Annotated in this window: 23 protein-coding genes, 1 tRNA gene and 1 other RNA gene; 20 read left to right on the top strand and 5 right to left on the bottom strand. The window is 67.4% G+C overall.

Going from position 1 to position 19,515, the window contains the following annotated elements:
• Positions 1-346 precede the first annotated feature (346 nt).
• Both hisN and HGB39_RS19860 read right to left on the bottom strand, forming a co-directional pair.
• Positions 347-1,135, bottom strand: coding sequence for a histidinol-phosphatase (gene hisN, locus HGB39_RS19865; protein WP_005572208.1), 789 nt, complete (start codon positions 1,133-1,135; stop codon positions 347-349).
• Between the two features lie 49 nt (positions 1,136-1,184).
• Positions 1,185-1,679 carry a beta-class carbonic anhydrase gene (locus HGB39_RS19860; protein WP_005572210.1) on the bottom strand — a complete coding sequence of 165 codons (495 nt, stop codon included), beginning with the start codon at positions 1,677-1,679 and terminating at the stop codon, positions 1,185-1,187.
• Between the two features lie 166 nt (positions 1,680-1,845).
• Here HGB39_RS19860 and prfB point away from each other — a divergent pair, with 166 nt between their 5' ends.
• The 16 genes from prfB (at position 1,846) to HGB39_RS19780 (ending at position 13,524) form a co-directional block, all read left to right on the top strand.
• On the top strand, positions 1,846-2,952 hold the full coding sequence (gene prfB, locus HGB39_RS19855; protein WP_005572212.1) for a peptide chain release factor 2: 1,107 nt from the start codon (positions 1,846-1,848) through the stop codon (positions 2,950-2,952).
• A 5-nt stretch (positions 2,953-2,957) separates the two neighbouring features.
• Positions 2,958-3,854 carry a mechanosensitive ion channel family protein gene (locus tag HGB39_RS19850; RefSeq protein ID WP_005240218.1) on the top strand — a complete coding sequence of 299 codons (897 nt, stop codon included), beginning with the start codon at positions 2,958-2,960 and terminating at the stop codon, positions 3,852-3,854.
• The gene (locus tag HGB39_RS19845) at positions 3,851-4,312 is read left to right on the top strand and encodes an Rv3103c transmembrane domain-containing protein (RefSeq protein ID WP_005572214.1); all 462 of its coding nucleotides are present in this window, start codon (positions 3,851-3,853) and stop codon (positions 4,310-4,312) included. The genes HGB39_RS19850 and HGB39_RS19845 overlap by 4 nt, the downstream gene beginning before the upstream one ends.
• A 55-nt stretch (positions 4,313-4,367) precedes the next feature.
• Positions 4,368-5,057 (top strand): cell division ATP-binding protein FtsE, encoded by a 690-nt coding sequence (gene ftsE / locus HGB39_RS19840; RefSeq protein ID WP_005240222.1) that lies wholly within the window; start codon positions 4,368-4,370, stop codon positions 5,055-5,057.
• A 66-nt stretch (positions 5,058-5,123) separates the two neighbouring features.
• Positions 5,124-6,029: a permease-like cell division protein FtsX gene (gene ftsX / locus HGB39_RS19835; RefSeq protein ID WP_005240225.1), complete on the top strand. Its 906-nt coding sequence runs from the start codon at positions 5,124-5,126 to the stop codon at positions 6,027-6,029.
• 76 nt (positions 6,030-6,105) lie between these two features.
• Positions 6,106-6,579: an SsrA-binding protein SmpB gene (smpB, locus tag HGB39_RS19830; RefSeq protein WP_005240226.1), complete on the top strand. Its 474-nt coding sequence runs from the start codon at positions 6,106-6,108 to the stop codon at positions 6,577-6,579.
• Entirely contained in the window at positions 6,576-7,442 is an 867-nt protein-coding gene (locus HGB39_RS19825; RefSeq protein ID WP_487247565.1) for an EamA family transporter, read from the top strand. Before smpB ends, HGB39_RS19825 begins: the two co-directional genes overlap by 4 nt.
• Positions 7,443-7,537: 95 nt before the next feature.
• Positions 7,538-7,909, top strand: a transfer-messenger RNA (tmRNA) gene (gene ssrA, locus HGB39_RS19820).
• An 87-nt stretch (positions 7,910-7,996) separates the two neighbouring features.
• A complete protein-coding gene (locus HGB39_RS19815; protein ID WP_043793026.1) occupies positions 7,997-8,371 on the top strand; it encodes a fluoride efflux transporter FluC in 375 nt (124 codons plus the stop codon).
• A complete protein-coding gene (gene crcB, locus HGB39_RS19810; RefSeq protein ID WP_005240232.1) occupies positions 8,368-8,712 on the top strand; it encodes a fluoride efflux transporter CrcB in 345 nt (114 codons plus the stop codon). The genes HGB39_RS19815 and crcB overlap by 4 nt, the downstream gene beginning before the upstream one ends.
• Before the next feature lie 74 nt (positions 8,713-8,786).
• Positions 8,787-10,418 carry a phosphoglucomutase (alpha-D-glucose-1,6-bisphosphate-dependent) gene (gene pgm, locus HGB39_RS19805; RefSeq protein ID WP_005259610.1) on the top strand — a complete coding sequence of 544 codons (1,632 nt, stop codon included), beginning with the start codon at positions 8,787-8,789 and terminating at the stop codon, positions 10,416-10,418.
• 60 nt (positions 10,419-10,478) lie between these two features.
• Positions 10,479-11,705, top strand: a complete 1,227-nt coding sequence (locus tag HGB39_RS19800; RefSeq protein ID WP_005259609.1) for an MFS transporter — start codon at positions 10,479-10,481, stop codon at positions 11,703-11,705.
• A 26-nt stretch (positions 11,706-11,731) separates the two neighbouring features.
• A complete protein-coding gene (locus HGB39_RS19795) occupies positions 11,732-12,220 on the top strand; it encodes a MauE/DoxX family redox-associated membrane protein (protein WP_005259608.1) in 489 nt (162 codons plus the stop codon).
• Between the two features lie 41 nt (positions 12,221-12,261).
• The gene (locus HGB39_RS19790; protein ID WP_005572218.1) at positions 12,262-12,993 is read left to right on the top strand and encodes a DsbA family protein; all 732 of its coding nucleotides are present in this window, start codon (positions 12,262-12,264) and stop codon (positions 12,991-12,993) included.
• 162 nt (positions 12,994-13,155) lie between these two features.
• Positions 13,156-13,228 (top strand) — tRNA-Ala (locus HGB39_RS19785).
• An 86-nt stretch (positions 13,229-13,314) separates the two neighbouring features.
• A complete protein-coding gene (locus tag HGB39_RS19780; RefSeq protein ID WP_011598322.1) occupies positions 13,315-13,524 on the top strand; it encodes a hypothetical protein in 210 nt (69 codons plus the stop codon).
• Positions 13,525-13,803: 279 nt separating this feature from the next.
• On the opposite strand, the gene HGB39_RS19775 is transcribed toward HGB39_RS19780, so the two are convergent.
• Positions 13,804-14,205 carry a PAS domain S-box protein gene (locus HGB39_RS19775; RefSeq protein ID WP_005572219.1) on the bottom strand — a complete coding sequence of 134 codons (402 nt, stop codon included), beginning with the start codon at positions 14,203-14,205 and terminating at the stop codon, positions 13,804-13,806.
• A gap of 127 nt (positions 14,206-14,332) precedes the next feature.
• Between HGB39_RS19775 and HGB39_RS19770 the strand changes: the two genes are divergently transcribed.
• Positions 14,333-14,818: an acyltransferase gene (locus HGB39_RS19770; RefSeq protein ID WP_005572221.1), complete on the top strand. Its 486-nt coding sequence runs from the start codon at positions 14,333-14,335 to the stop codon at positions 14,816-14,818.
• Here HGB39_RS19770 and HGB39_RS19765 read toward each other — a convergent pair.
• A complete protein-coding gene (locus HGB39_RS19765) occupies positions 14,758-15,282 on the bottom strand; it encodes a MarR family winged helix-turn-helix transcriptional regulator (protein WP_005572223.1) in 525 nt (174 codons plus the stop codon). The genes HGB39_RS19770 and HGB39_RS19765 overlap by 61 nt on opposite strands.
• A 64-nt stretch (positions 15,283-15,346) precedes the next feature.
• On the opposite strand from HGB39_RS19765, the gene HGB39_RS19760 reads away from it, so the two are divergent.
• Genes HGB39_RS19760 through bluB form a run of 3 tightly spaced genes read left to right on the top strand, consistent with a single transcriptional unit; the run spans position 15,347 to position 17,934 of the window.
• Positions 15,347-16,195 carry an alpha/beta fold hydrolase gene (locus tag HGB39_RS19760; protein WP_054247805.1) on the top strand — a complete coding sequence of 283 codons (849 nt, stop codon included), beginning with the start codon at positions 15,347-15,349 and terminating at the stop codon, positions 16,193-16,195.
• Positions 16,196-16,240: 45 nt separating this feature from the next.
• Positions 16,241-17,278: a CobW family GTP-binding protein gene (locus HGB39_RS19755; RefSeq protein WP_005259600.1), complete on the top strand. Its 1,038-nt coding sequence runs from the start codon at positions 16,241-16,243 to the stop codon at positions 17,276-17,278.
• A complete protein-coding gene (bluB, locus tag HGB39_RS19750; protein WP_052023966.1) occupies positions 17,275-17,934 on the top strand; it encodes a 5,6-dimethylbenzimidazole synthase in 660 nt (219 codons plus the stop codon). The genes HGB39_RS19755 and bluB overlap by 4 nt, the downstream gene beginning before the upstream one ends.
• Here the strand turns inward: bluB and HGB39_RS19745 are convergent.
• Positions 17,931-19,349, bottom strand: coding sequence for a DEAD/DEAH box helicase (locus HGB39_RS19745; protein ID WP_169693573.1), 1,419 nt, complete (start codon positions 19,347-19,349; stop codon positions 17,931-17,933). The two genes, bluB and HGB39_RS19745, sit on opposite strands and share 4 nt — an antisense overlap.
• Positions 19,350-19,515: the final 166 nt, after the last annotated feature.

Genomic DNA, 19,515 nt, shown 5'->3' with positions numbered 1-19,515 from the left:
TCGGGGAGGAGGTGGCGGCGAGTCCGCTCACCTAGGGCGACACGATGATCGATATCCCCGGATTCGTCGGCTCCGTCACCGCCGGGTCGAGTCGAGGGGCGGCGCGAGCGAGGGCGAAATCGGCTCGGACCGAGCAGCGGTTCGCCGTAACCACAGGTGGGGTCCAGCGACCAGGCAGGATCCCGAACGTGCCCGCGCGTGCGGTGGGCGTGAAGTAGCGGCCCCGGAATCGTCGACGGTGGACGCGGCCAACCGCGGAATCGGGGAGTCTCGGGGCCGAGGAGGGCGGAGGCGGACTCCTCCGCCGGAGTCCTGTCAGAACCCGCTGTCTGTATTGACTCCGACGTCAGTTCGCGCGCAGACGGGACAGCGCCTCGTCGTGCAGCAGCGTGTTGGTGGCCAGTGCGCTGCCTCCGTGCGGGCCGTCGGCGCCGGCGAGGTTGGTGAAGCGGCCGCCGGCCTCGCGCACCAGGACGTCGAGGGGCGCGAGGTCCCACAGCGACACCTCGGGTTCGGCGGCGATGTCGACGGCGCCCTCGGCGAGCAGGCAGTAGGAGAAGAAGTCACCGAAGCCGCGGACCCGCCACACGTCGTCGGTGAGGGAGAGGAACTGTTCGCGGATGCCCAGTTCCTTCCATCCCGACAGGCTCGAGAACGTGAGGCTGGCCGATCCGAGTCGGTCGACGGCGGAGACGGCGAGGCGAGTGGGCTCCGACCTGTCGAACGTCGACCAGGCGCCCGCGCCCGAAGCGGCCCACCAGCGGCGCGCGAGTGCCGGGGCGCTCACCACGCCGACGGTGGGAACGCCGTCCTCGAGCAACGCGATCAGGGTGGCCCAGATCGGGACGCCGCGGACGAAGTTCTTGGTCCCGTCGATCGGGTCGACCACCCACTGGCGTCCCGTGAACTGAGCGTTGCCGCCGAACTCCTCGCCCAGGACGGCGTCGGCGGGCCGCTCGGCTTCCAGCGTCGCGCGCACTGCCCGTTCCACGGCCAGGTCGGCGTCGGTGACCGGTGTGAGGTCGGGCTTGTCGTCGACCGACAGGTCGAGCGCCCCGAATCGCGCCCTGGTGATCGCGTCCGCTTCGTCGGCGATTCGGAGGGCGAGCTGCAGGTCGGCGTGGAGGTCGGTCACGGTCGCACAGATTACTCGTAGTGCTTATTCGTACCGCGCCGGCGCGAACTCAGTCGATCTTCACTTCGGCGAGTTTTCCGGTGGCGACGTCGAAGACGAACCCGCGAAGGGACGTGGTCGCCGTGATGAACGGGCTGGACTGGATGCGGCGCAGCGACTGCCGGACGTCCTCGTCGAGGTCGGAGAACGCCTCGGCCGACCAGGCCGGCTTGATACCGACCTCGTCCTGGATGGACTTCTTGAAGTCGTCGTCCGTGAACGTGAGCATTCCGCAGTCCGTGTGGTGGATGAGGATGATCTCGGTGGTGCCGAGCAGTCGCTGGCTGATCGCGAGCGACCGGATCTCGTCGTCCGTCACGACACCGCCGGCATTGCGGATGACGTGCGACTCACCCTCCTGGATGCCGAGGGCCCGGTAGACGTCCAGACGCGCGTCCATGCAGGCGAGAACCGCGACGTGCTTGCTCGGGGGGAGGGGGAGTGGCCCGGTGAATCCGGCGGCGTACTCCTCGTTGTTCTTCAGGTACTGGTCGGTCACGGTCATCGTCGACTCCGTCCGGAATGGCGGCACAAACATGTGCGTACTCGTGCATGTAACAAGGAGCGTCCGGGGTGCGCAAGGGTTCGACTCGCCGTGATCGGAAGGGGTGACTTCGGCTGGGAAGCAGGGGTGAGAGGGCCCGCGCGCGCACCCGGTAACCTTGGGAACCGTGCATCCCGACGTATCCGCAGACCTCAGCGAGCTCGACACCACCCTCCGTACCGTCGAATCGGTGCTGGACGTGGAGGAGTTGCGCCGCCGCATCGACGAGCTCGAACACCAGGCCGCCGATCCGGAGCTGTGGAACGACCAGGAGCACGCCCAGCAGGTCACCAGCCAGCTCTCGCATTCGCAGGCCGAACTGCGGCGCGTCGAGGAACTGCGGTCGCGGCTCGACGACATGCCGGTGCTCTACGAACTCGCCGAGGACGAGGGCGCGGAGGCCATCGCGGACGCCGACGCCGAGCGGCACAGCCTGCGCGAGGACATCGCCGCGATGGAAGTCAAGACGATGCTCTCCGGCGAATACGACGAGCGTGACGCGCTGGTCAACATCCGCTCCGGCGCGGGTGGCGTCGACGCCGCCGACTGGGCCGAGATGCTGATGCGCATGTACGTCCGCTGGGCGGAGAAGCACGGCTACGGCGTCGAGGTCTACGACACGTCCTACGCGGAAGAGGCCGGCATCAAGAGCGCGACGTTCGCGGTCAAGGCGCCGTACAGCTACGGAACCCTGTCCGTCGAGATGGGCACGCACCGGCTGGTCCGGATCAGCCCGTTCGACAACCAGGGTCGCCGCCAGACGTCGTTCGCCGAGGTCGAGGTCCTGCCCGTGGTCGAGACCACCGACCACATCGACGTCAACGAGAACGACGTCCGCGTCGACGTGTACCGCTCCTCGGGCCCCGGTGGGCAGTCCGTCAACACCACCGACTCCGCGGTCCGGTTGACGCACATCCCGACCGGCATCGTCGTGACCTGTCAGAACGAGAAGTCGCAGCTACAGAACAAGGTGTCGGCGATGCGCGTTCTGCAGGCCAAGCTGCTCGAGGTCAAGCGCAAGGAGGAGCGTGCCGAGATGGACGCGCTCAAGGGCGACGGCGGCAGTTCCTGGGGCAACCAGATGCGGTCGTACGTGCTGCACCCGTACCAGATGGTCAAGGATCTGCGCACCGAGTACGAGGTCAACAACCCGTCGGCGGTGCTCGACGGTGACATCGACGGATTCCTCGAATCGGGCATCCGCTGGCGGATGCGCGAGAATCAGGCGTCCTAATACCTATGGAAGCGACGGCGGCGATGTTCGCTCCCACCCAGAACCTGCTCGACTGGCTCTCGTCGACGGGGCTTGCGGTGTCGCTCACCGTCCTCGGAGCGATCCTGATGGCGCGATTCGTCAATTGGGGCGGCAGCAAGGTCACCGACCGGATCGACAGCAACTACATGCAGGGCGACGCCCTCGTGCGGTCCGAGGCGACCAAGCACCGGCACTCGGTGGCGCAGGTGATCACCTGGGTGATCATCACCATCATCTACGTCATCGCAACGATGAAGGTGCTGGATCAGCTGAGCCTGCCGATCGGCAGCCTGGTGGCCCCGGCCACCGTGCTCGGTGCGGCGCTCGGTTTCGGCGCGCAGCGCGTGGTGCAGGACATCCTCGCCGGCTTCTTCATCATCACCGAACGGCAGTACGGGTTCGGCGACACGGTGCAGCTCGCGGTGACAGGGTCGTCGGAAGACGCGGAGGGTGTGATCGAGGACGTCACGCTCCGAGTCACCCGGATGCGGAACTCGGACGGTGAGGTCATCACCGTTCCCAACGGCCAGATCGTGAAGGCGATCAACCTGTCCAAGGACTGGGCGCGTGCCGTGATCGACGTTCCCGTCCCGGCGACGTCGGACATCAACCGGGTCAACGAGGTGCTGCACCAGGTCGGTGTCGAGGCCTTCGCGGATCGCGGGCTGAAGAAACTACTGCTCGACGAACCGACGGTGATGGGAGTGGAGAGTCTGACGGTCGACGAGGTCAGCGTTCGCGTCGTGGCGCGAACCCTGCCGGGCAAGCAGTTCCAGGTGGGGCGCGCACTGCGCGTGCGCATCGCCACCGCGATGAGACGGCAGGGGATCACCGTCGAACCGGACCTTCAGACGGTCCGGGCAGCGGAGGGCGAGGGATGACCGACGAACCGCGGCGCGGACTCGACCGGATTCTGCACTCGTCGTTCCTTCCCGCGAAGATCTTCGGCGGACGGGTGCGGACGTCGACGCTGGTGCTGTGCATCCTCTGGGTGGTGCTGTACACGCTGTACACGTACCTGAACCCCGTCGAAGAAGTGGTCCAGGGACCCGTCGCGCCGGCTGTCGTGCCCACCCGGGAAGCGCCCCTTCAGGAGACGACGCTGCCGACATCGGAGATCGAGACGACGACCGAGTCGACGTCGGAGACGGTCACGACCACCGAGGCGACGCCCGAGCCGACCCCGCAGGAGACGGCGCCCACGGGGACCAGCCAGGTGACGTCGACCCCGACGTTGCCGTTCGGGATTCCCAACCCGTTTCCGCCTCCGCCCACGGGCACCCCGCCGACCACGTCTTCCGTCCCGACGACGTCGGCGACACCGCCGAGTGGGCGATGACGTCCGCGCGTTGCTCCATTTGGTCACTGTTCGATAACGTCTAGACTGGCTCCTCGTGATCAGCGTCGAGAATGTGTCGAAGTCGTACAAGACCTCCACGAGGCCCGCCCTGGACAAGGTGAGCGTCGAGGTGGACAAGGGCGAGTTCGTCTTCCTCATCGGCCCGTCGGGCTCGGGAAAGTCGACCTTCATGCGCCTGCTCCTCAAGGAGGAGTCGCCGACGTCGGGTGACATTCACATCGCGGACTTCCACGTCAACAAGCTTTCCGCCCGGCGCGTGCCGAAGCTGCGGCAGAGCATGGGCGTCGTCTTCCAGGACTTCCGGCTCCTGCAGAAGAAGACCGTGTCCGAGAACGTCGCGTTCGCGCTCGAGGTGATCGGGAAGCCGCGCGCGATGATCTCCCGGACCGTGCCCGAAGTGCTCGAAATGGTCGGGTTGTCCGGGAAGGCGGATCGTCTCCCCACCGAACTGTCGGGCGGTGAGCAGCAGCGTGTCGCCATCGCGCGGGCGTTCGTGAACCGGCCGCTGGTGCTGCTGTGCGACGAGCCCACCGGAAACCTGGACCCGGAGACGAGCCAGGACATCATGCTGCTGCTCGAACGGATCAACCGCACCGGAACGACGGTGGTGATGGCCACCCACGACCACCACATCGTCGACTCGATGCGCCGTCGGGTGGTGGAGCTGGACCTCGGCAGAGTGGTGCGCGACGAGGCTCGGGGTGTGTACGGCGTGGGGCGTTAGCCGCCCTCCCTGCACTCCAGCTTCAGTATTGTCCCCAAGTCTCCTACGAAGGACTCTGATTCCCCGATGCGTGCCAGTTTCATTTTCAGTGAGGTCCTGACAGGACTCCGTCGCAACGTCACCATGACCATCGCGATGATCCTCACCACCGCGATCTCGCTCGGCCTGTTCGGCAGCGGGTTGCTGGTGGTGCAGATGGCCGGCAAAACCCAGCAGATCTTCCTGGACCGCGTCGAGGTGCAGATCTTTCTCACCGACGACATCTCCACGTCGGACCCGGGGTGTGAGGGGGAGATCTGCAAGACGCTGCGCACCGAGCTGGAAGAGACGCCGTCGGTGGTGTCGGTGGAGTATCTCAACCGGGACGACGCCGTGAAGGACGCGACGGAGCGGGTGTTCAAGGATCAACCCGAGCTCGCCGCACTCGTCAGCCCCGACAGCTTCCCGGCCTCGTTCAAGGTCAAGCTCAGCGACCCCGAGCGGTTCGGCGTGATCAACGAGAAGTTCGGCACCCGCCCGGGAGTCGAGAGCGTCCTCAACCAGCGCGAGCTGGTGGAGCGGCTCTTCAGCGTCCTCAACGGCGTGCGCAACGCCGCGTTCGCGATCGCGATCGTGCAGGCCGTCGCGGCAATCCTGCTGATCGCGAACATGGTTCAGATCGCGGCGTTCACCCGGCGCACCGAGGTCGGCATCATGAGGCTGGTCGGCGCCACCCGCTGGTACACACAGTTGCCGTTCCTGCTCGAGGCGGTGGTCGCCGCGCTGGTGGGTGCCGTTCTTGCCATCGTGGGCCTGTTCACCGCGAAGAACATGTTCATCGACGACGTGCTCGCGGATGTCTACGAGGCCAACATCGTGGCCCGGATCTCCAACAGTGACGTGCTGTTCGTCTCACCGGTGCTGATCCTCGTGGGCGTCGGAATGGCGGCGGTCACCGCGTACGTGACCCTGCGCTTGTACGTCCGCGAATAATTCGGTTTGCCTCTTCTCCTATGCTGGAGGGTACGAACTGTTCACCTCGGACATCGCGGACTGAAAGGCCCGGAAAGTGAAGGAAAAGGGCCGCAAGGTCATTGCGACCAATCGCAAGGCGCGTCACAACTACACCATCCTCGACGTCTACGAGGCGGGGATCGCCCTCGTCGGTACCGAGGTGAAGAGTCTGCGCGAGGGCAAGGCGTCGCTGGTCGACGCGTTCGCCACCGTCGACGACGGTGAGGTCTGGTTGCGCTCACTGCACATTCCCGAATACACGCAGGGCACGTGGACCAACCACGCGCCGCGCCGTACCCGGAAGTTGCTGCTGCACAAGCGGGAGATCGAACACCTCGTCGGCAAGACGCGGGAGGGAAACCAGACTCTGGTTCCCCTGTCGATGTACTTCTCCGACGGCAAGGTCAAGGTGGAGCTCGCGCTCGCGAAGGGTAAGCAGGACTACGACAAGCGCCAGGATCTGGCCAGGCGGACCGCCGAGCGCGAGGTGACCCGCGAACTCGGCCGCCGAGTCAAGGGCATGCGCTGACGTCCGTCCTGCTCGCGCTCGTGGCCGCGATCGGTTACGGCGTGAGCGATTTCATCGGGGGAGTCGCGTCCCGCAGGGTCGCGGCGCTACGCGTCGTCATCGTGTCGTACCCGCTGTCGCTGCTGATCGTGCTCGTGATCGCCCCGTTCGCCGGGGGCACACTCACCTCGTCGTCCCTCGTCTGGGGCGCCGTGGCGGGAGTGGCCGGTGGTGTAGCGGTCTGGTGGTTCTACCTCGCGCTGGCCTCGGGACCGATGTCGGTGGTGTCGCCGCTGACGGCCGTGCTGGTCGCGGGCATTCCGGTACTGATCGGGCTCGCGTTCGGTGAGCGACCCGGGCCCATCGCGTACATCGGGATCGCCGTGGCCCTCGTCGCCGTCGTCCTCGTCAGCAGGGAATCTCCCGACGAGACCGCGGGAGAGGTCGCCGGGGGCAGGGTGCTGCGCTTCACCCGCACCGTGGCGCTGCTCACCGTCGGATCCGGCGTCGCGTTCGCGCTCTCCTTCGTCTCGCTGCATCAGATCGGTGACGACGGCGGGATGTGGGCGCTCGCCGTGTCCCGTGCCGCGGCGACCGCGGTGGTGTGGCTCGTCGCATTGTCCGCCGGCCACTTCGTGCTGCCGCACGGCGAACCCCTCAAGCTCGCCGTGTACGTGAGTTTCCTCGACGTCCTGGCCAATGCGGCCATGATGTACGCGTTCCAGGGCGGTCTGCTGTCGCTCGTCAGCGTGATCGGATCGCTGTACCCCGCCGCCACCGTTCTGCTGGCGATGGTGATGCTCGGTGAACGGGTGAGCAGAATGCAGCAGGCGGGGATGCTCCTCGCCCTCGCGGCCGTCGGAATGATCGCCGTGGCCAGCTGAAATACGGCCGCCGACACTCGGGAGGAAAACCGGGATGAATCCGGACCGGGTTCGCGTTACACTAGGTGGCCCCGCGAGACTCGTGGGGCACGTACGGGGCTGAACGGTTTCGACTGCGTACGTTGAGGTAGGGGAAGCGTGTCGGTGCAGGCAAGAGACCACCGTAAGCGTCGCTGCAAACATATAAGCGCCGATTCCAATCAGCGCGACTACGCACTCGCTGCCTAAGTAGCGACTGCGTGTCTGTCAGTCCGGGTTCGCCCTCGGCCCGGGTACTGGCATCAGCTAGAGGGCTTTACCGTTCGACTCGGTCGCGGAGTCGAATGGGACAACCAACAGCGACTGGGATCGTCATCCTGGCTTGTTTGCGAGACTGGGAGATCCAAGTAGAGACATAGCAAACTGCACACGGAGAAGCCCTAGCTTTGCTGCGGAGGACCCGGGTTCAATTCCCGGCAGCTCCACCGAGTCCGGGCCGGACACCACCAGGTGTCCGGCCCGGATTTTTTTGTGCCCTGCGAGTTCGAACGGCCCCGCCCCTCAGCCGTGACACGATGTGTGCCGTGTCCCTGACGAAACCGGTGGCCGTGGTCGCCCTGGGCGGTGCGCTCGGTGCGTCCGCGAGATTCCTGCTGGCCGCCCTGTGGCCGGGCATCTGGACCGTCCTTCTGATCAACGTGGTCGGGTCGCTCTTGCTCGGTTACCTCGCCGAGACGGTCGGGCCGGACCGGTTGTGGCGACTGTTCCTCGGAGTCGGCGTCCTCGGCGGCTTCACCACGTTCTCGACGTTCGCGGTCGACGCGGTGCGGGAGGACGCCGTCACAGGGACGCTCTACGTAGTGGCCACCCTGATACCGGCCCTACTCGCGGCGCGGCTGGGGATGCTCGTCGGTCACCGGCACCGGCTGGCGCGACAGGCGGCGGCATGACCGTCCTCCTCGTAGCCCTCGGCGGCGCGCTCGGTGCGACGACGCGGTACCTCACCGGCCGGTACGTCGACTCGTACCGCAGCTTTCCGGTGGCCACCTTCCTGGTGAACGTCGCCGGGTGCCTGATCCTCGGACTGTTGTCGGGGGCGTCGATGTCCGTGCAGACGTTCGCCTTGCTGGGCACGGGTTTCTGCGGCGGACTGACCACGTACTCGACGTTCGCGGTGGAATCGGTGGGATTGCTGCGGATCCGGCGGGCGCTCCCGTCCGTCGTCTACGTGGTCGCGAGTGTGGCGGCCGGACTGGCCGCCGCCTGGCTGGGATTCCGATTGACGTCTTGAGGGCAGACTCCGGTGCGAGGGTGCAGGATGGGTGGGTAGTCGAGTTCGATCCCGATGAGTTTCCAGGAGGTCTCGTGGCGCACGACAGAGCGGGTCAGGTGGCACTGCCGGAGGATCTCGTAGACATCGCGCACCTGGTTACCGCGTACTACAGCGGCGTGCCCGACCCCGAGAATCCCTTGCAGCAGGTGGTGTTCGGGACATCCGGGCACCGCGGGTCGAGCCTGGACAACGCATTCAACGAGGCACACATCCTGGCCACTACCCAGGCCATCGTCGAGTACCGGGCGTCCCAGGGCATCGACGGGCCGCTGTTCGTCGGACGCGACACCCATGCCCTGTCGGAGCCGGCGTGGACGTCGGCTCTCGAAGTGCTGGCCGCGAACGACGTGACTGTGCTGATCGATTCGCGGAACCGGTACACCCCGACCCCCGCGGTCAGTCACGCGATTCTCCGCTACAACCGCAGCGGCCCGGAGTCGCAGGCCGATGGCATCGTCGTGACGCCGTCCCACAACCCACCCCGCGACGGCGGCTTCAAGTACAACCCGCCGCACGGAGGCCCCGCCGGCTCGGAGGCGACGACGATCATCGCCGATCGTGCCAACGAGTTACTCCGCCGGGACCTCTCGGGGGTGCGGAGAACTTCCGCGGAGCGGGCGATCCAGCGGGCCGAGCGGTACGACTTCCTCCGCTTCTACATCGACGACCTGCCGAGCGTCCTCGATCTCGACGCCATCCGGACGGCCGGAGTGCGGATCGGCGCCGACCCGCTGGGCGGAGCGAGCGTCGACTACTGGGGTGCGATCGCCGACACCCATCGACTCGATCTCGAGGTCGTCAACCCGCTCGTCGATGCCACGTGGCGGTTCATGACGCTCGACACCGACGGCAAGATCCGCATGGACTGCTCGTCGCCGGACGCCATGGCGTCGCTGATCGGAGCCCGGGACCGGTTCGACATCTCCACCGGAAACGACGCCGACGCGGACCGGCACGGGATCGTCACTCCCGATGGGGGACTGATGAATCCCAATCACTACCTCGCGGTTGCCATCGACTACCTGTTCTCGCACCGCAGGGGGTGGGGTTCGACAGTGAAGGTGGGCAAGACACTCGTCAGTTCGTCGATGATCGACCGGGTGGTCGGGAGCCTCGGCCGCGAACTGCTGGAGGTGCCGGTGGGTTTCAAGTGGTTCGTCCCCGGACTTCTCGAGGGCTCGCTCGGCTTCGGTGGCGAGGAGAGTGCGGGTGCGTCGTTCCTGCGCCACGACGGCGGGGTGTGGACCACCGACAAGGACGGGATCATCCTGGCCCTGCTCGCCTCGGAGATGACGGCGGTGACCGGCAAGACACCGTCGGTCCGGTACGGGGAACTGGCAGAGCAGTTCGGCAGCCCCGCCTACGCGCGTATCGATGCCCCCGCCACCCGCGAGCAGAAGGCGGTACTGGCGAAGCTGTCGCCCGAGCAGGTGTCGGCCACCGAACTGGCGGGGGAGCCGATCACCGCGACACTGACGAGTGCCCCGGGTAACGGGGCGGCCCTCGGCGGGCTGAAGGTCACCACCGAGTCGGCGTGGTTCGCGGCGCGGCCGTCGGGCACCGAGGACGTCTACAAGATCTACGCCGAATCGTTCAAGGGCCCGGACCATCTCGCGCAGGTGCAGGCGGCGGCCAAGGAACTGGTGGCCGACGTCCTGAAGTAGGTGTTCGGCCGGGGGTAGGTGCCGCCGCCGCTGCGGGGGCACCTACCATCGGATTCAACTATGAACACTCGCGCAGCCGGGCTGCCCGCCGGGCGCAGCCCGCGGCTCCCTTCGGAAATCTGGGTGCTGGTCTCGGCCAGCTTCGTCATCGCACTCGGATTCGGGATCGTCGCACCCGCCCTCCCACAGTTCGCCCGCAGTTTCGACGTGAGCGTGACGGCGGCGACGGTGGTGATCTCGTCGTTCGCGTTCATGCGCCTGGTCTTCGCCCCGGTCAGCGGCCGGCTCGTGCAGAAACTGGGGGAGCGGCCGGTCTACATCACCGGACTCCTGATCGTCGCCGCCTCGACCGCCGCCTGCGCGGTCGCGGGGGACTACTGGCAGTTGCTCGTCTTCCGCGCGCTCGGGGGCATCGGCTCGACGATGTTCACGGTGTCGGCGATGGGCCTGGTGATCCGCATCGCACCGGTGGACAGCCGCGGTCGAGTATCCGGGCTCTACGCGACGAGCTTCTTGATGGGGTCGATCTCCGGACCCCTCGTCGGCGGGCTGCTCGTCGGATTCGGACTTCGGGTTCCGTTCGTCATCTACGCGATCGCCCTCGTCATCGCGGCCGCGGTCGTCTTCGTGAGTCTGCGCGGTTCGCACCTGACGGCGCCCGACGCCACCGCCGCCGGAGCCGCCATGACGCTCCGGGAGGCTCTCGGGCAGCCCGTCTACCGCGCCGCGCTCGGCTCCAATTTCGCGTTCGGCGGGGTGATCTTCGGCGTGCGGGTCGCGATGGTCCCGCTGTTCGTCGTCGAGGCGCTGCACCGCGACGCCGCCCTCGCCGGCATCGCCCTCACCGTCTTCGCCGTCGGCAATGCACTCGTCCTCATCGTGTCCGGGCGGTTGTCCGACGTCTACGGCCGGAAGCTGTTCGTCCTGCTCGGACTGCTGGTGTGTGGCGCCAGCACCGTCGGGATGGGACTCAGCGAGAACCTGCTGGTATTCCTGGTGCTGTCCGGCATCGCGGGCATCGGATCCGGAGTGATGAGTCCCGCGCAGCAAGCCGCGGTCGCCGACGTCGTGGGCGCGAAGTCCCGGGGTGGTCCCGTGCTGGCGACCTTCCAGATGGTCGCCGACGTCGGCGGAGTCCTCGGCCCGGTCGGAGCGGGTCTGCTCGCCCAGCACCTGTCCTACGCGGTCGCATTCGGCGTCACCGGCGGGGTCATGCTTCTCGCCGCAGTGGGCTGGCTGCTCGTGCCGAACAAGCCGGCGCCCAAGGTGTCGGTCGAGGCGGTCTGACCGACGCCTTCGGTACGCTCGTTCGAGTGTGGATCAAGGTCGTCTCCCTTCTCGCCCGGCTGTCTCTCGCTGCCGTCTGGCTGGTCTCCGGCGCACTCAAAGTCGCCGACCCCGCCCAGACGATCATCGCGGTCCGCGCCTACCAACTGCTTCCCGAGGACCTCGTCCGGCCCGTCGCCAACACGTTGCCGTTCCTCGAGATCGCGCTCGGGCTGCTCCTGCTGATCGGGCTCGCCGTCCGCGCCACGGCCGCGGTGTCCGCCGCGCTCCTGCTCGTGCTCATCGCCGTGATCGTCTCGGTGTGGGCCCGCGGGCTGTCCATCGACTGCGGATGCTTCGGCGGCGGTGGTGCGGCCGACGTGAACGGCTGGGACTACACCAAGGAGATCCTCCGGGATGTGGGCTTCCTCGCACTGGCCGTGTGGCTGATCGTGTTCCCCCGTTCCCTGTTCGCGCTGGGGCTCGGCTCCAGCGCCACATTCTCAGTGACCCCTCAGCAGGCGGTGGCAGAGTAAGCATTCGGTAAATCGATCCGACGTCGAAGGACTGCATCCACGTGAGCTCGAAGAACAAGTACAACCCGCAGCCGGAATCCAGCCGGTCCACCTACATTCTCGGTGGGCTCGCGGTACTGGTCATCGCCGTACTGGTCATCGGTGGTGTGATCTGGCAGAGCAACCGCAGCAAGCCGCGCAACGACGGTTACGGCGGGGTCCAGAACTCCGAGGTCCAGGTGGCGCTGCAGGACGACGGTGTCGTACTTCTCGGCCGCCCCGACGCGGCCACCACGGTCGACCTGTTCGAAGATCCCATGTGCCCGTACTGCGCCGAGCTCGAGAACAAGAACGGCCAGGAACTCGCGCAGGCCATCGACGACGGCAAGGTGGCCGTCCGGTATCACGTCCTGAACTTCCTCGACCAGCTCTCGGCCAGCGGTGACTACTCCACCCGCGCCGTCGCGGCATCCGAGTGCGTCGCAGAAACCGGTGACGCCGTGGCGTATTCGGCGTTCCACGCGGCGCTGTTCTCCCCGTCGAACCAGCCGAAGGAGAACGGCAGCTCCGATCACACCAACGAGGAGCTCGCGCAGATCGCCGGCGACGCCGGAGCGTCCGACGAGGCCGTCCAGTGCATCACCACCGGCGCGAAGGTCGAGCAGGCCCGTACGCACGCCGAGGCGGGCCGTCAGGCCCTCGCCGCGAGCGGCGCTACCGGCACCCCTGCCGTGGTCAAGGACGGCACCGTGATCGATGCACTCTCCAACGAGAACTGGGTGTCGCAGCTGTAGGCGGCTCCGCCACCCGTGCGCCTTTTTGGTAGCTGGAACAACCAGAAAGGCGCACGGGCGCGAAGCGCCTCTGACCAGGCGATTTGTTGGCCCGGTCGGCAATGGTGTAACTTTCTTCGAGCACGGAGGAAGTCATTCCGAGTGCGGAGAACAACCGAATACGGGGCTATGGCGCAGCTGGTAGCGCACCACACTGGCAGTGTGGGGGTCAGGGGTTCGAGTCCCCTTAGCTCCACGTTCGAGAGAAGCCTCTCATCCGCAGACAATGCGGGTGAGAGGCTTTCCTCATTCCTCCCCTTGTCCCGGTGGGACACTGGCGTCATGACATTCACTGTGACGCATCGATCATTCGACCAATTGGCGGAGTTCGCCGTCACCGACTTCGGCGACGACGACAGCTACAGCATCCACGAGTCCGGGGCGCTCGTCATCGTCCGTGCCGCCCGGGAGCTGATCTACGCCCCCGGGAGCTGGTTCCTGGTGGAGCGGGAGGACGGGCAGGAGGACGGTTCGCCCGGTAACTACATGTGACCGACCAGCGCAGCGACGGTACTCGAGGTCGAACTCGTACATATGTTCGATAACCGGGTAGATTCGACGTGTGGCCGCCAGAACCGAAACCGCGCCGGGGCGCTGTCCGAACGGGCACACGCTGGCCGCCAACACGTGCCTGGTGGGGTGGGAGGTGTGTGGGTGCGCGACGTCGAACAACGGTGGGCACCGCACCCATTTCTGTCGGCGGTGCGGCGCGACCGTCCGGACTCCGCCGTGCAGTGGCGCGGCGTCCGGCGACGGTCGGTGAGCGCGCGGCTATCGGATCGGTTGCCTCGCGGCCGTGGGGTTGCCCCAGATCGTGTCGGATTCGTCCTGGAGCACGAGGGCGACCAACCTCTCGGTGCCTGCCGTGAACGTGGACGCCGCGACGCGCACCCAGATCCAGTGGCCTTCCCGGTGGCGGATTCGCAGATGTGCTGTCGCGCTGGTGCTTTCCGTGCCCAGGACCCGGGCGAGCATGGTTCCCCACAGTTCGGCGTCGTCGGGGTGGAACAGCTGCTCGTGCTCGAGGTCTGCGAATTCTTCGGTGTCGTAGCCGATCAGGGCCGCACAGGCGGGGTTGCTGAACACGAGGTTTCGTTCCCGGTCGTGAACGCTGATCGCGTGGGGGATGGACTCCATCAGTGCAGCGAATCCGTCGCTATCCAGTTGTCTCACTGTCCCCCCTCGGGCATCTTCGATGGCGCCCACATAGTACGCCGCGCCTCGGATCTTCGGGCGGTGTCGCAGTTAACGACGAGCAACGTCCGGTAGTGGACCTGATGCTTGGGGATAGGGTGACGGGATGCGGTTCGTCACCATCGTCCAGGCCTCCGCGTTCGTCCCCGTGTGGCTGCGGGTTCTCCTGCTGATGGCGGCAGGCGCGAAAGTGTGGGGGGCCGGCATCTGTTCCGGCTGCCACTTCGGCGGCAAGGACGTCACGATGGGGCTGGGGACGTTCGTCAACCGCGGAGTGCTGTTCGACGGCACCGCGCCCATCACGCTCGGCAGGCAGGTCGCTGTTGGGCACCGGGCCCAATTCATCACGAGCACGCACGAGATCGGTCCGAGCTCCGGCCGGGGCGGGCGGGTGGTCGACCGCCCGATCGTGGTCGGCGACGGATGCTGGATCGGCGCAGGCGCGATCATCCTCCCCGGAGTGACGGTGGGGGACGGATGTGTCATCGGGGCGGGCACGGTGGTCACCCGCGACTGCGAGCCGAACGGGCTCTACGCGGGGTCGCCCGCGCGTCGTGTCCGCGACCTCGACCCGTCGCCGTCCGTCCGCTGAGCGCCGGCCTGGCGTTCGACGGCGACCGCTCGGTTCGCACCGTCGAGAAACCGTGAAATGGTGGCTCTTTCGACAGCGTCGAAGTCGCGGAGGACGGAGGCTGTCCGGTCGATGAGTGGTCCGAAGAACGTCTGGCCGAGATCGACGGCGCGGGGTGTGACGGCGAGCAGCGACCTCCGACGGTCGTCGGCGTCCCGGTCGCGCCGGATCAGGCCGGATTTTTCCATGCGGTCGAGGAGGGCGGTGACCGAGGCGGAGTTGATGCCGAGCTGACCTCCGAGCCATCCGGGTGTGGCGGCGAGGCCCGCCCGGTTGGCGTCGAGGATGCAGATCAGGGCGCGCAGATCGGTGGTGTGCAGTCCGTGCAGTTGCGCGAATTCGGCACCGAGCAGGTTCAGCTCGACTGCGAGTGCGCGCAGCCGGTGCACGGTCTGTGCGCCGTCGTCCGGGTTCACGCCCTGCAATCTACTGCGACTTTTCATTCGATTGTCTAGTATCTCGATCATCGAGGTAATTCGAGGAGGGCTGATGTCGGCAGTCGACGACTTCGTTGCCGCCTACGACGCGCTGCTGGACGACTGGCCGGTGAACGTCACCCCCGTCGACGTCCCCACACCGTTCGGGTCCACCCGGGTCAACGTGTGCGGACCCGCGTCGGGGGCGCCGCTTCTCCTGCTTCCCGGAGGCGGGGCGACGTCGACCGTGTGGATCGCGAACGTCGCGGCGCTCGCCCGCAGTCACCGGGTGCTCGCGGTGGACGTCATGGGCGACGTGGGGCGCAGCGTGAACGACGGTGCACCGCTGCGCACGGCCTTGAACCTGTTCGAGTGGCTGGACGCCGTGCTCGACCATCTCGAGGTGAACGCGTCCGCAGTGGTCGGCCATTCGTACGGCGCCATGATCGCCCTCGCCTACGCGCTGCACGGTTCCCGTCGCGTCGACAGCCTGGTGCTGCTCGACCCGACGTCCTGCTTTGCGGGCACGAGCCCGAGATACCTGCTCCGTGCGGTGCCGGTGCTGATCAGGCCGACGGAGAAGCGGCAGCGGAGCCTGATCGGCTGGGAGACCGCAGGCGCCGGAGTCGACCCCCGGTGGCTCGGCGTCACCGCGCTCGGGACGGCCGCCTTCGGCCGCACCACGCTCGTGGTGCCCCCACGCCCGAAGCGGGACGCGCTGGCGCGGCTGACCGCCCACACGTCGGTGGTGCTGGCCGGGGCGAGCCGGGCGCACGATCCGGGGAGGGTGGCGGCGAACGTTCGCCGGTTGCTCCCGTCAGCCACGGTCACGACGATTCCCGGAGCCACGCATCATGCGCTGCCGATGGCGCCCGCTGCCGTCGTCGACGCGGCGATCCTCTCCGCGGGGGTGGGGCGCTAGGATGGGCGCCCGGTAGATCGTCGAGGTCCCACGGAGGTCGCAGCGTTGGCGAAGAAGCGGATTCCCGTCGTCATCGTCGCCGGATTCCTCGGTTCGGGAAAGACCACCCTGCTCAACCACGTGCTGCGCAACAACCGCGGGGTCCGGGTCGGCGTCATCGTCAACGACTTCGGCGCCGTGAACATCGATTCGATGATGGTGGCCGGTCAGGTCGATTCCATGGTGTCGCTGAGCAACGGCTGCATGTGCTGCGCCGTGGACGTCAGCGACATGGACGAGATGCTGGACCGCCTGGCGCATCCCACGTCGCAGATCGACGTGATCATCGTCGAGGCGAGCGGACTTGCCGAGCCGCGCAACATGATTCGGCTCGTTCTCGGCAGCACCAACCCGCACGTCGTGTACGGCGGTCTGGTCGTGATGGTGGACGGTGAGCAGTTCGAGGACATGTCGGCGCAGCACCCGGACCTCGGCAAGCACGTCACACTCGCCGACCTCGTGATCCTGAACAAGACGGACCGCATCGACGACGGCCGGCGCGCCGCCGTGCAGGCGATGGTCCGCGACTACAACGACCGCGCGCCCGTCCTGACCACCGACCACGGCCGGATCGAGCCCACCCTGTTGTTCGACCGGGAACCCGGGCGTGAACCGGCGGCGGGGGAGCAACTCACCCTCGACCAGCTCCTGCTGGACCAGCACGACCACTGCGAGGACCACGATCACCTCCACTCGTCCTACGAGGCAGTCGATTTCGCCTCGGACGACCCGATCGATCCGCGGCGGCTCGTCGAGTTCCTCGAGAAGCGACCGGTCGGGATCTACCGGATCAAGGGATTCGTGCACTTTGCGGTGCCCGGGCAGTCGCGGAAGTTCGAGGTGCAGACGGTCGGTCCGCACATCAGATTCACGTCGACGCGCTGGGAATCCGGCGAGGAGCGGGCGACCCAGCTGGTGCTCATCGGCGCCGACATCGAGGCCGAGCAGGTGCGGACCCGGCTCGCGGACTGTGTCGTGGCGGAGGGAGAAGAGGCGGACCCCGGCGCGATGCTGGGCGTGCACCGCTATACCGTGACCGCGTGACCGAGTCTGTGTGTAGTCCTGAAACGAATCCCGAGCCCGCGCTGTCCGTGTACGACGCGATCCGTCGTCGCCGTGACGTGCGGGCCGAATTCACCGGGGAGCCGATCGCGGCCGACGTGCTCGACCGCATCCTGGGCGCGGCGCACTGCGCCCCCAGCGTCGGCAACACTCAGCCCTGGGATTTCGTCGTCGTGCGCGACACCGAGACGCTGACCACGTTCGCCGACCACGTGGCGGGCGCGCGGCGGCGTTTCGCGGACTCGCTGCCCGAAGACCGGAAGAAGACGTTCGATCCCATCAAGATCGAAGGGATCTGCGAGAGCGGTATGGGCGTCGTCGTCACCTACGACCGGAGCCGCGGCGGCGAACACATCCTCGGCAGGCACACGGTCGACGACACCGGTCTGTTCTCCGCCGTGCTCGCGATCCAGAATCTGTGGCTCGCCGCGGCCGCCGAGAACGTCGGCGTCGGCTGGGTGTCGTTCTACGACGAGCCCTATCTCACCGAATTGCTGGGAATCCCCGACCCGGTGCGCCCCATCGCCTGGCTGTGCGTGGGGAAGGTTGCCGAGTTCCAGCAGGTGCCGGACCTCGAGCGCTTCGGGTGGCGGGGGCGCCGGCCACTGGCCGACGCCGTCCACCTCGAGAAGTTCTAGCCCTGACGGCGGCGTGAGCCACCGGCGGACGCCGTGCGGGTGCCGCCGCCCGTGGACGCAGCGGCGCGCGGGCGTCCGGCCGCACCCGAGCGGGAGCGACGTGCGCCGCCGCCCTGACCGTGTGCGCGACCGCCCTGGCCGCGTCCACCCTGGGCGCCGCCCGGTCGCTGATTGCGTCCGCCGCCGTTCGACGCCGGTGCCGCCTTGGGGGCGGGAGCGACGTGCGGTGCGATGTCGCCGACCAGGTCGAGCACGTGTGCGGACTCCGCGGTGCTGCGGACGGGGGTCACCTTGATCGCGGCCTTGCGCATGAGCACGGCGAGGTCCTTCCGCTGCTCGGGCAGCACAACCGTCACGACGTCGCCGGCGCTGCCCGCGCGTGCGGTGCGACCGGAACGGTGCAGGTATGCCTTGTGCTCGGCGGGCGGATCGACGTGGACGACCAACTGCACGTCGTCGACGTGGACGCCGCGCGCGGCGACGTCGGTGGCCACCAGCACGCGTGCCTCACCGGCGGAGAACGACGCGAGGTTGCGGTCACGGGCCGCCTGCGACAGGTTGCCGTGCAGGTCGACCGAGGGGATTCCCGCCTCGGTGAGCTGACGGGCCAGCTTGCGGGCCTGGTGCTTGGTGCGCATGAACAGGATCCGGCGTCCGGTTCCGGACGCCAGCCGCTCGACCAGCTTGCGCTTGGCTTCGACGCCGTCGACGTCGAACACGTGGTGCGTCATGGCCGCGACAGGCGAGTTCGCCTCGTCGACCGAGTGCAGGACCTCGTTCTTCAGGAACCGCTTCACCAGCTTGTCGACGCCGTTGTCCAGGGTGGCGGAGAACAGCAGCCGCTGCCCCTGCTGGGGAGTCGCGGTGAGGATGCGGGTGACGACGGGCAGGAAGCCGAGGTCGGCCATGTGATCGGCCTCGTCGAGCACGGTGATCTCGACGGCGTCGAGGCTCACGAACTTCTGCTTCATCAGGTCTTCGAGCCGTCCGGGGCACGCGACGACGATGTCGACGCCGGCCTTGAGAGCGCTCACCTGACGGTTCTGGGAGACACCACCGAAGATCGTGGTGACCCGCAGGTCGTAGGCGGCTGCGAGGGGCTCGAGGGTTGCGGTGATCTGCGTGGCGAGCTCGCGGGTGGGGGCCAGGATCAGGCCCACCGGGCGGCCCGGGCGCCGCTTTCCGCCCGACAGTTCACCCGCGAGGCGGGACACCATCGGGATGGAGAAGGCCAGCGTCTTACCGCTGCCCGTCTTGCCCCGGCCGAGCACGTCGCGGCCCGACAGCGTGTCGGGGAGGGTGTCGACCTGGATGGGGAACGGGGAGGTGATCCCCTTGTCGGCGAGTGCTTTCACCAGTGGTTCACGGACACCGAGCGCGGCGAACGTCGTGTCGGGAGTATGTGTATCAGACAAGTGGTCAGGCCTTTCGGGCACAGGGTTGTGCCCGGAGGGCCGATACGGAAGGTCTCCGTCGGAGCTCGAGCACAGGTTGGCGGCGTTGCCGGTCGGCAAGCTTCTTCGCCGTAAGAAGAGCGGATGCGGTGGTGCACATCCAACAGGATTCGGGTGACCGAACTGA

The organism is Rhodococcus opacus, assembly GCF_012396235.1.
GTDB lineage: Bacteria > Actinomycetota > Actinomycetes > Mycobacteriales > Mycobacteriaceae > Rhodococcus_F > Rhodococcus_F opacus.
Note: the sequence above shows the minus strand (reverse complement) of the source record. Positions and strands in the feature narration are given on the sequence as shown.

What these genes read in the sequence shown, in the direction of transcription:
- ftsX (WP_005240225.1), top strand. Translation starts at nt 5,124, where the DNA reads ATGCGTGCCAGTTTCATTTTCAGTGAGGTCCTGACAGGACTCCGTCGC.
- HGB39_RS19760 (WP_054247805.1), top strand. Translation starts at nt 15,347, where the DNA reads ATGTCGGCAGTCGACGACTTCGTTGCCGCCTACGACGCGCTGCTGGAC.
- HGB39_RS19780 (WP_011598322.1), top strand. Translation starts at nt 13,315, where the DNA reads ATGACATTCACTGTGACGCATCGATCATTCGACCAATTGGCGGAGTTC.
- HGB39_RS19800 (WP_005259609.1), top strand. Translation starts at nt 10,479, where the DNA reads ATGAACACTCGCGCAGCCGGGCTGCCCGCCGGGCGCAGCCCGCGGCTC.
- HGB39_RS19770 (WP_005572221.1), top strand. Translation starts at nt 14,333, where the DNA reads ATGCGGTTCGTCACCATCGTCCAGGCCTCCGCGTTCGTCCCCGTGTGG.
- crcB (WP_005240232.1), top strand. Translation starts at nt 8,368, where the DNA reads ATGACCGTCCTCCTCGTAGCCCTCGGCGGCGCGCTCGGTGCGACGACG.
- HGB39_RS19845 (WP_005572214.1), top strand. Translation starts at nt 3,851, where the DNA reads ATGACCGACGAACCGCGGCGCGGACTCGACCGGATTCTGCACTCGTCG.
- HGB39_RS19850 (WP_005240218.1), top strand. Translation starts at nt 2,958, where the DNA reads ATGGAAGCGACGGCGGCGATGTTCGCTCCCACCCAGAACCTGCTCGAC.
- HGB39_RS19860 (WP_005572210.1), bottom strand. Translation starts at nt 1,679, where the DNA reads ATGACCGTGACCGACCAGTACCTGAAGAACAACGAGGAGTACGCCGCC.
- HGB39_RS19815 (WP_043793026.1), top strand. Translation starts at nt 7,997, where the DNA reads ATGTGTGCCGTGTCCCTGACGAAACCGGTGGCCGTGGTCGCCCTGGGC.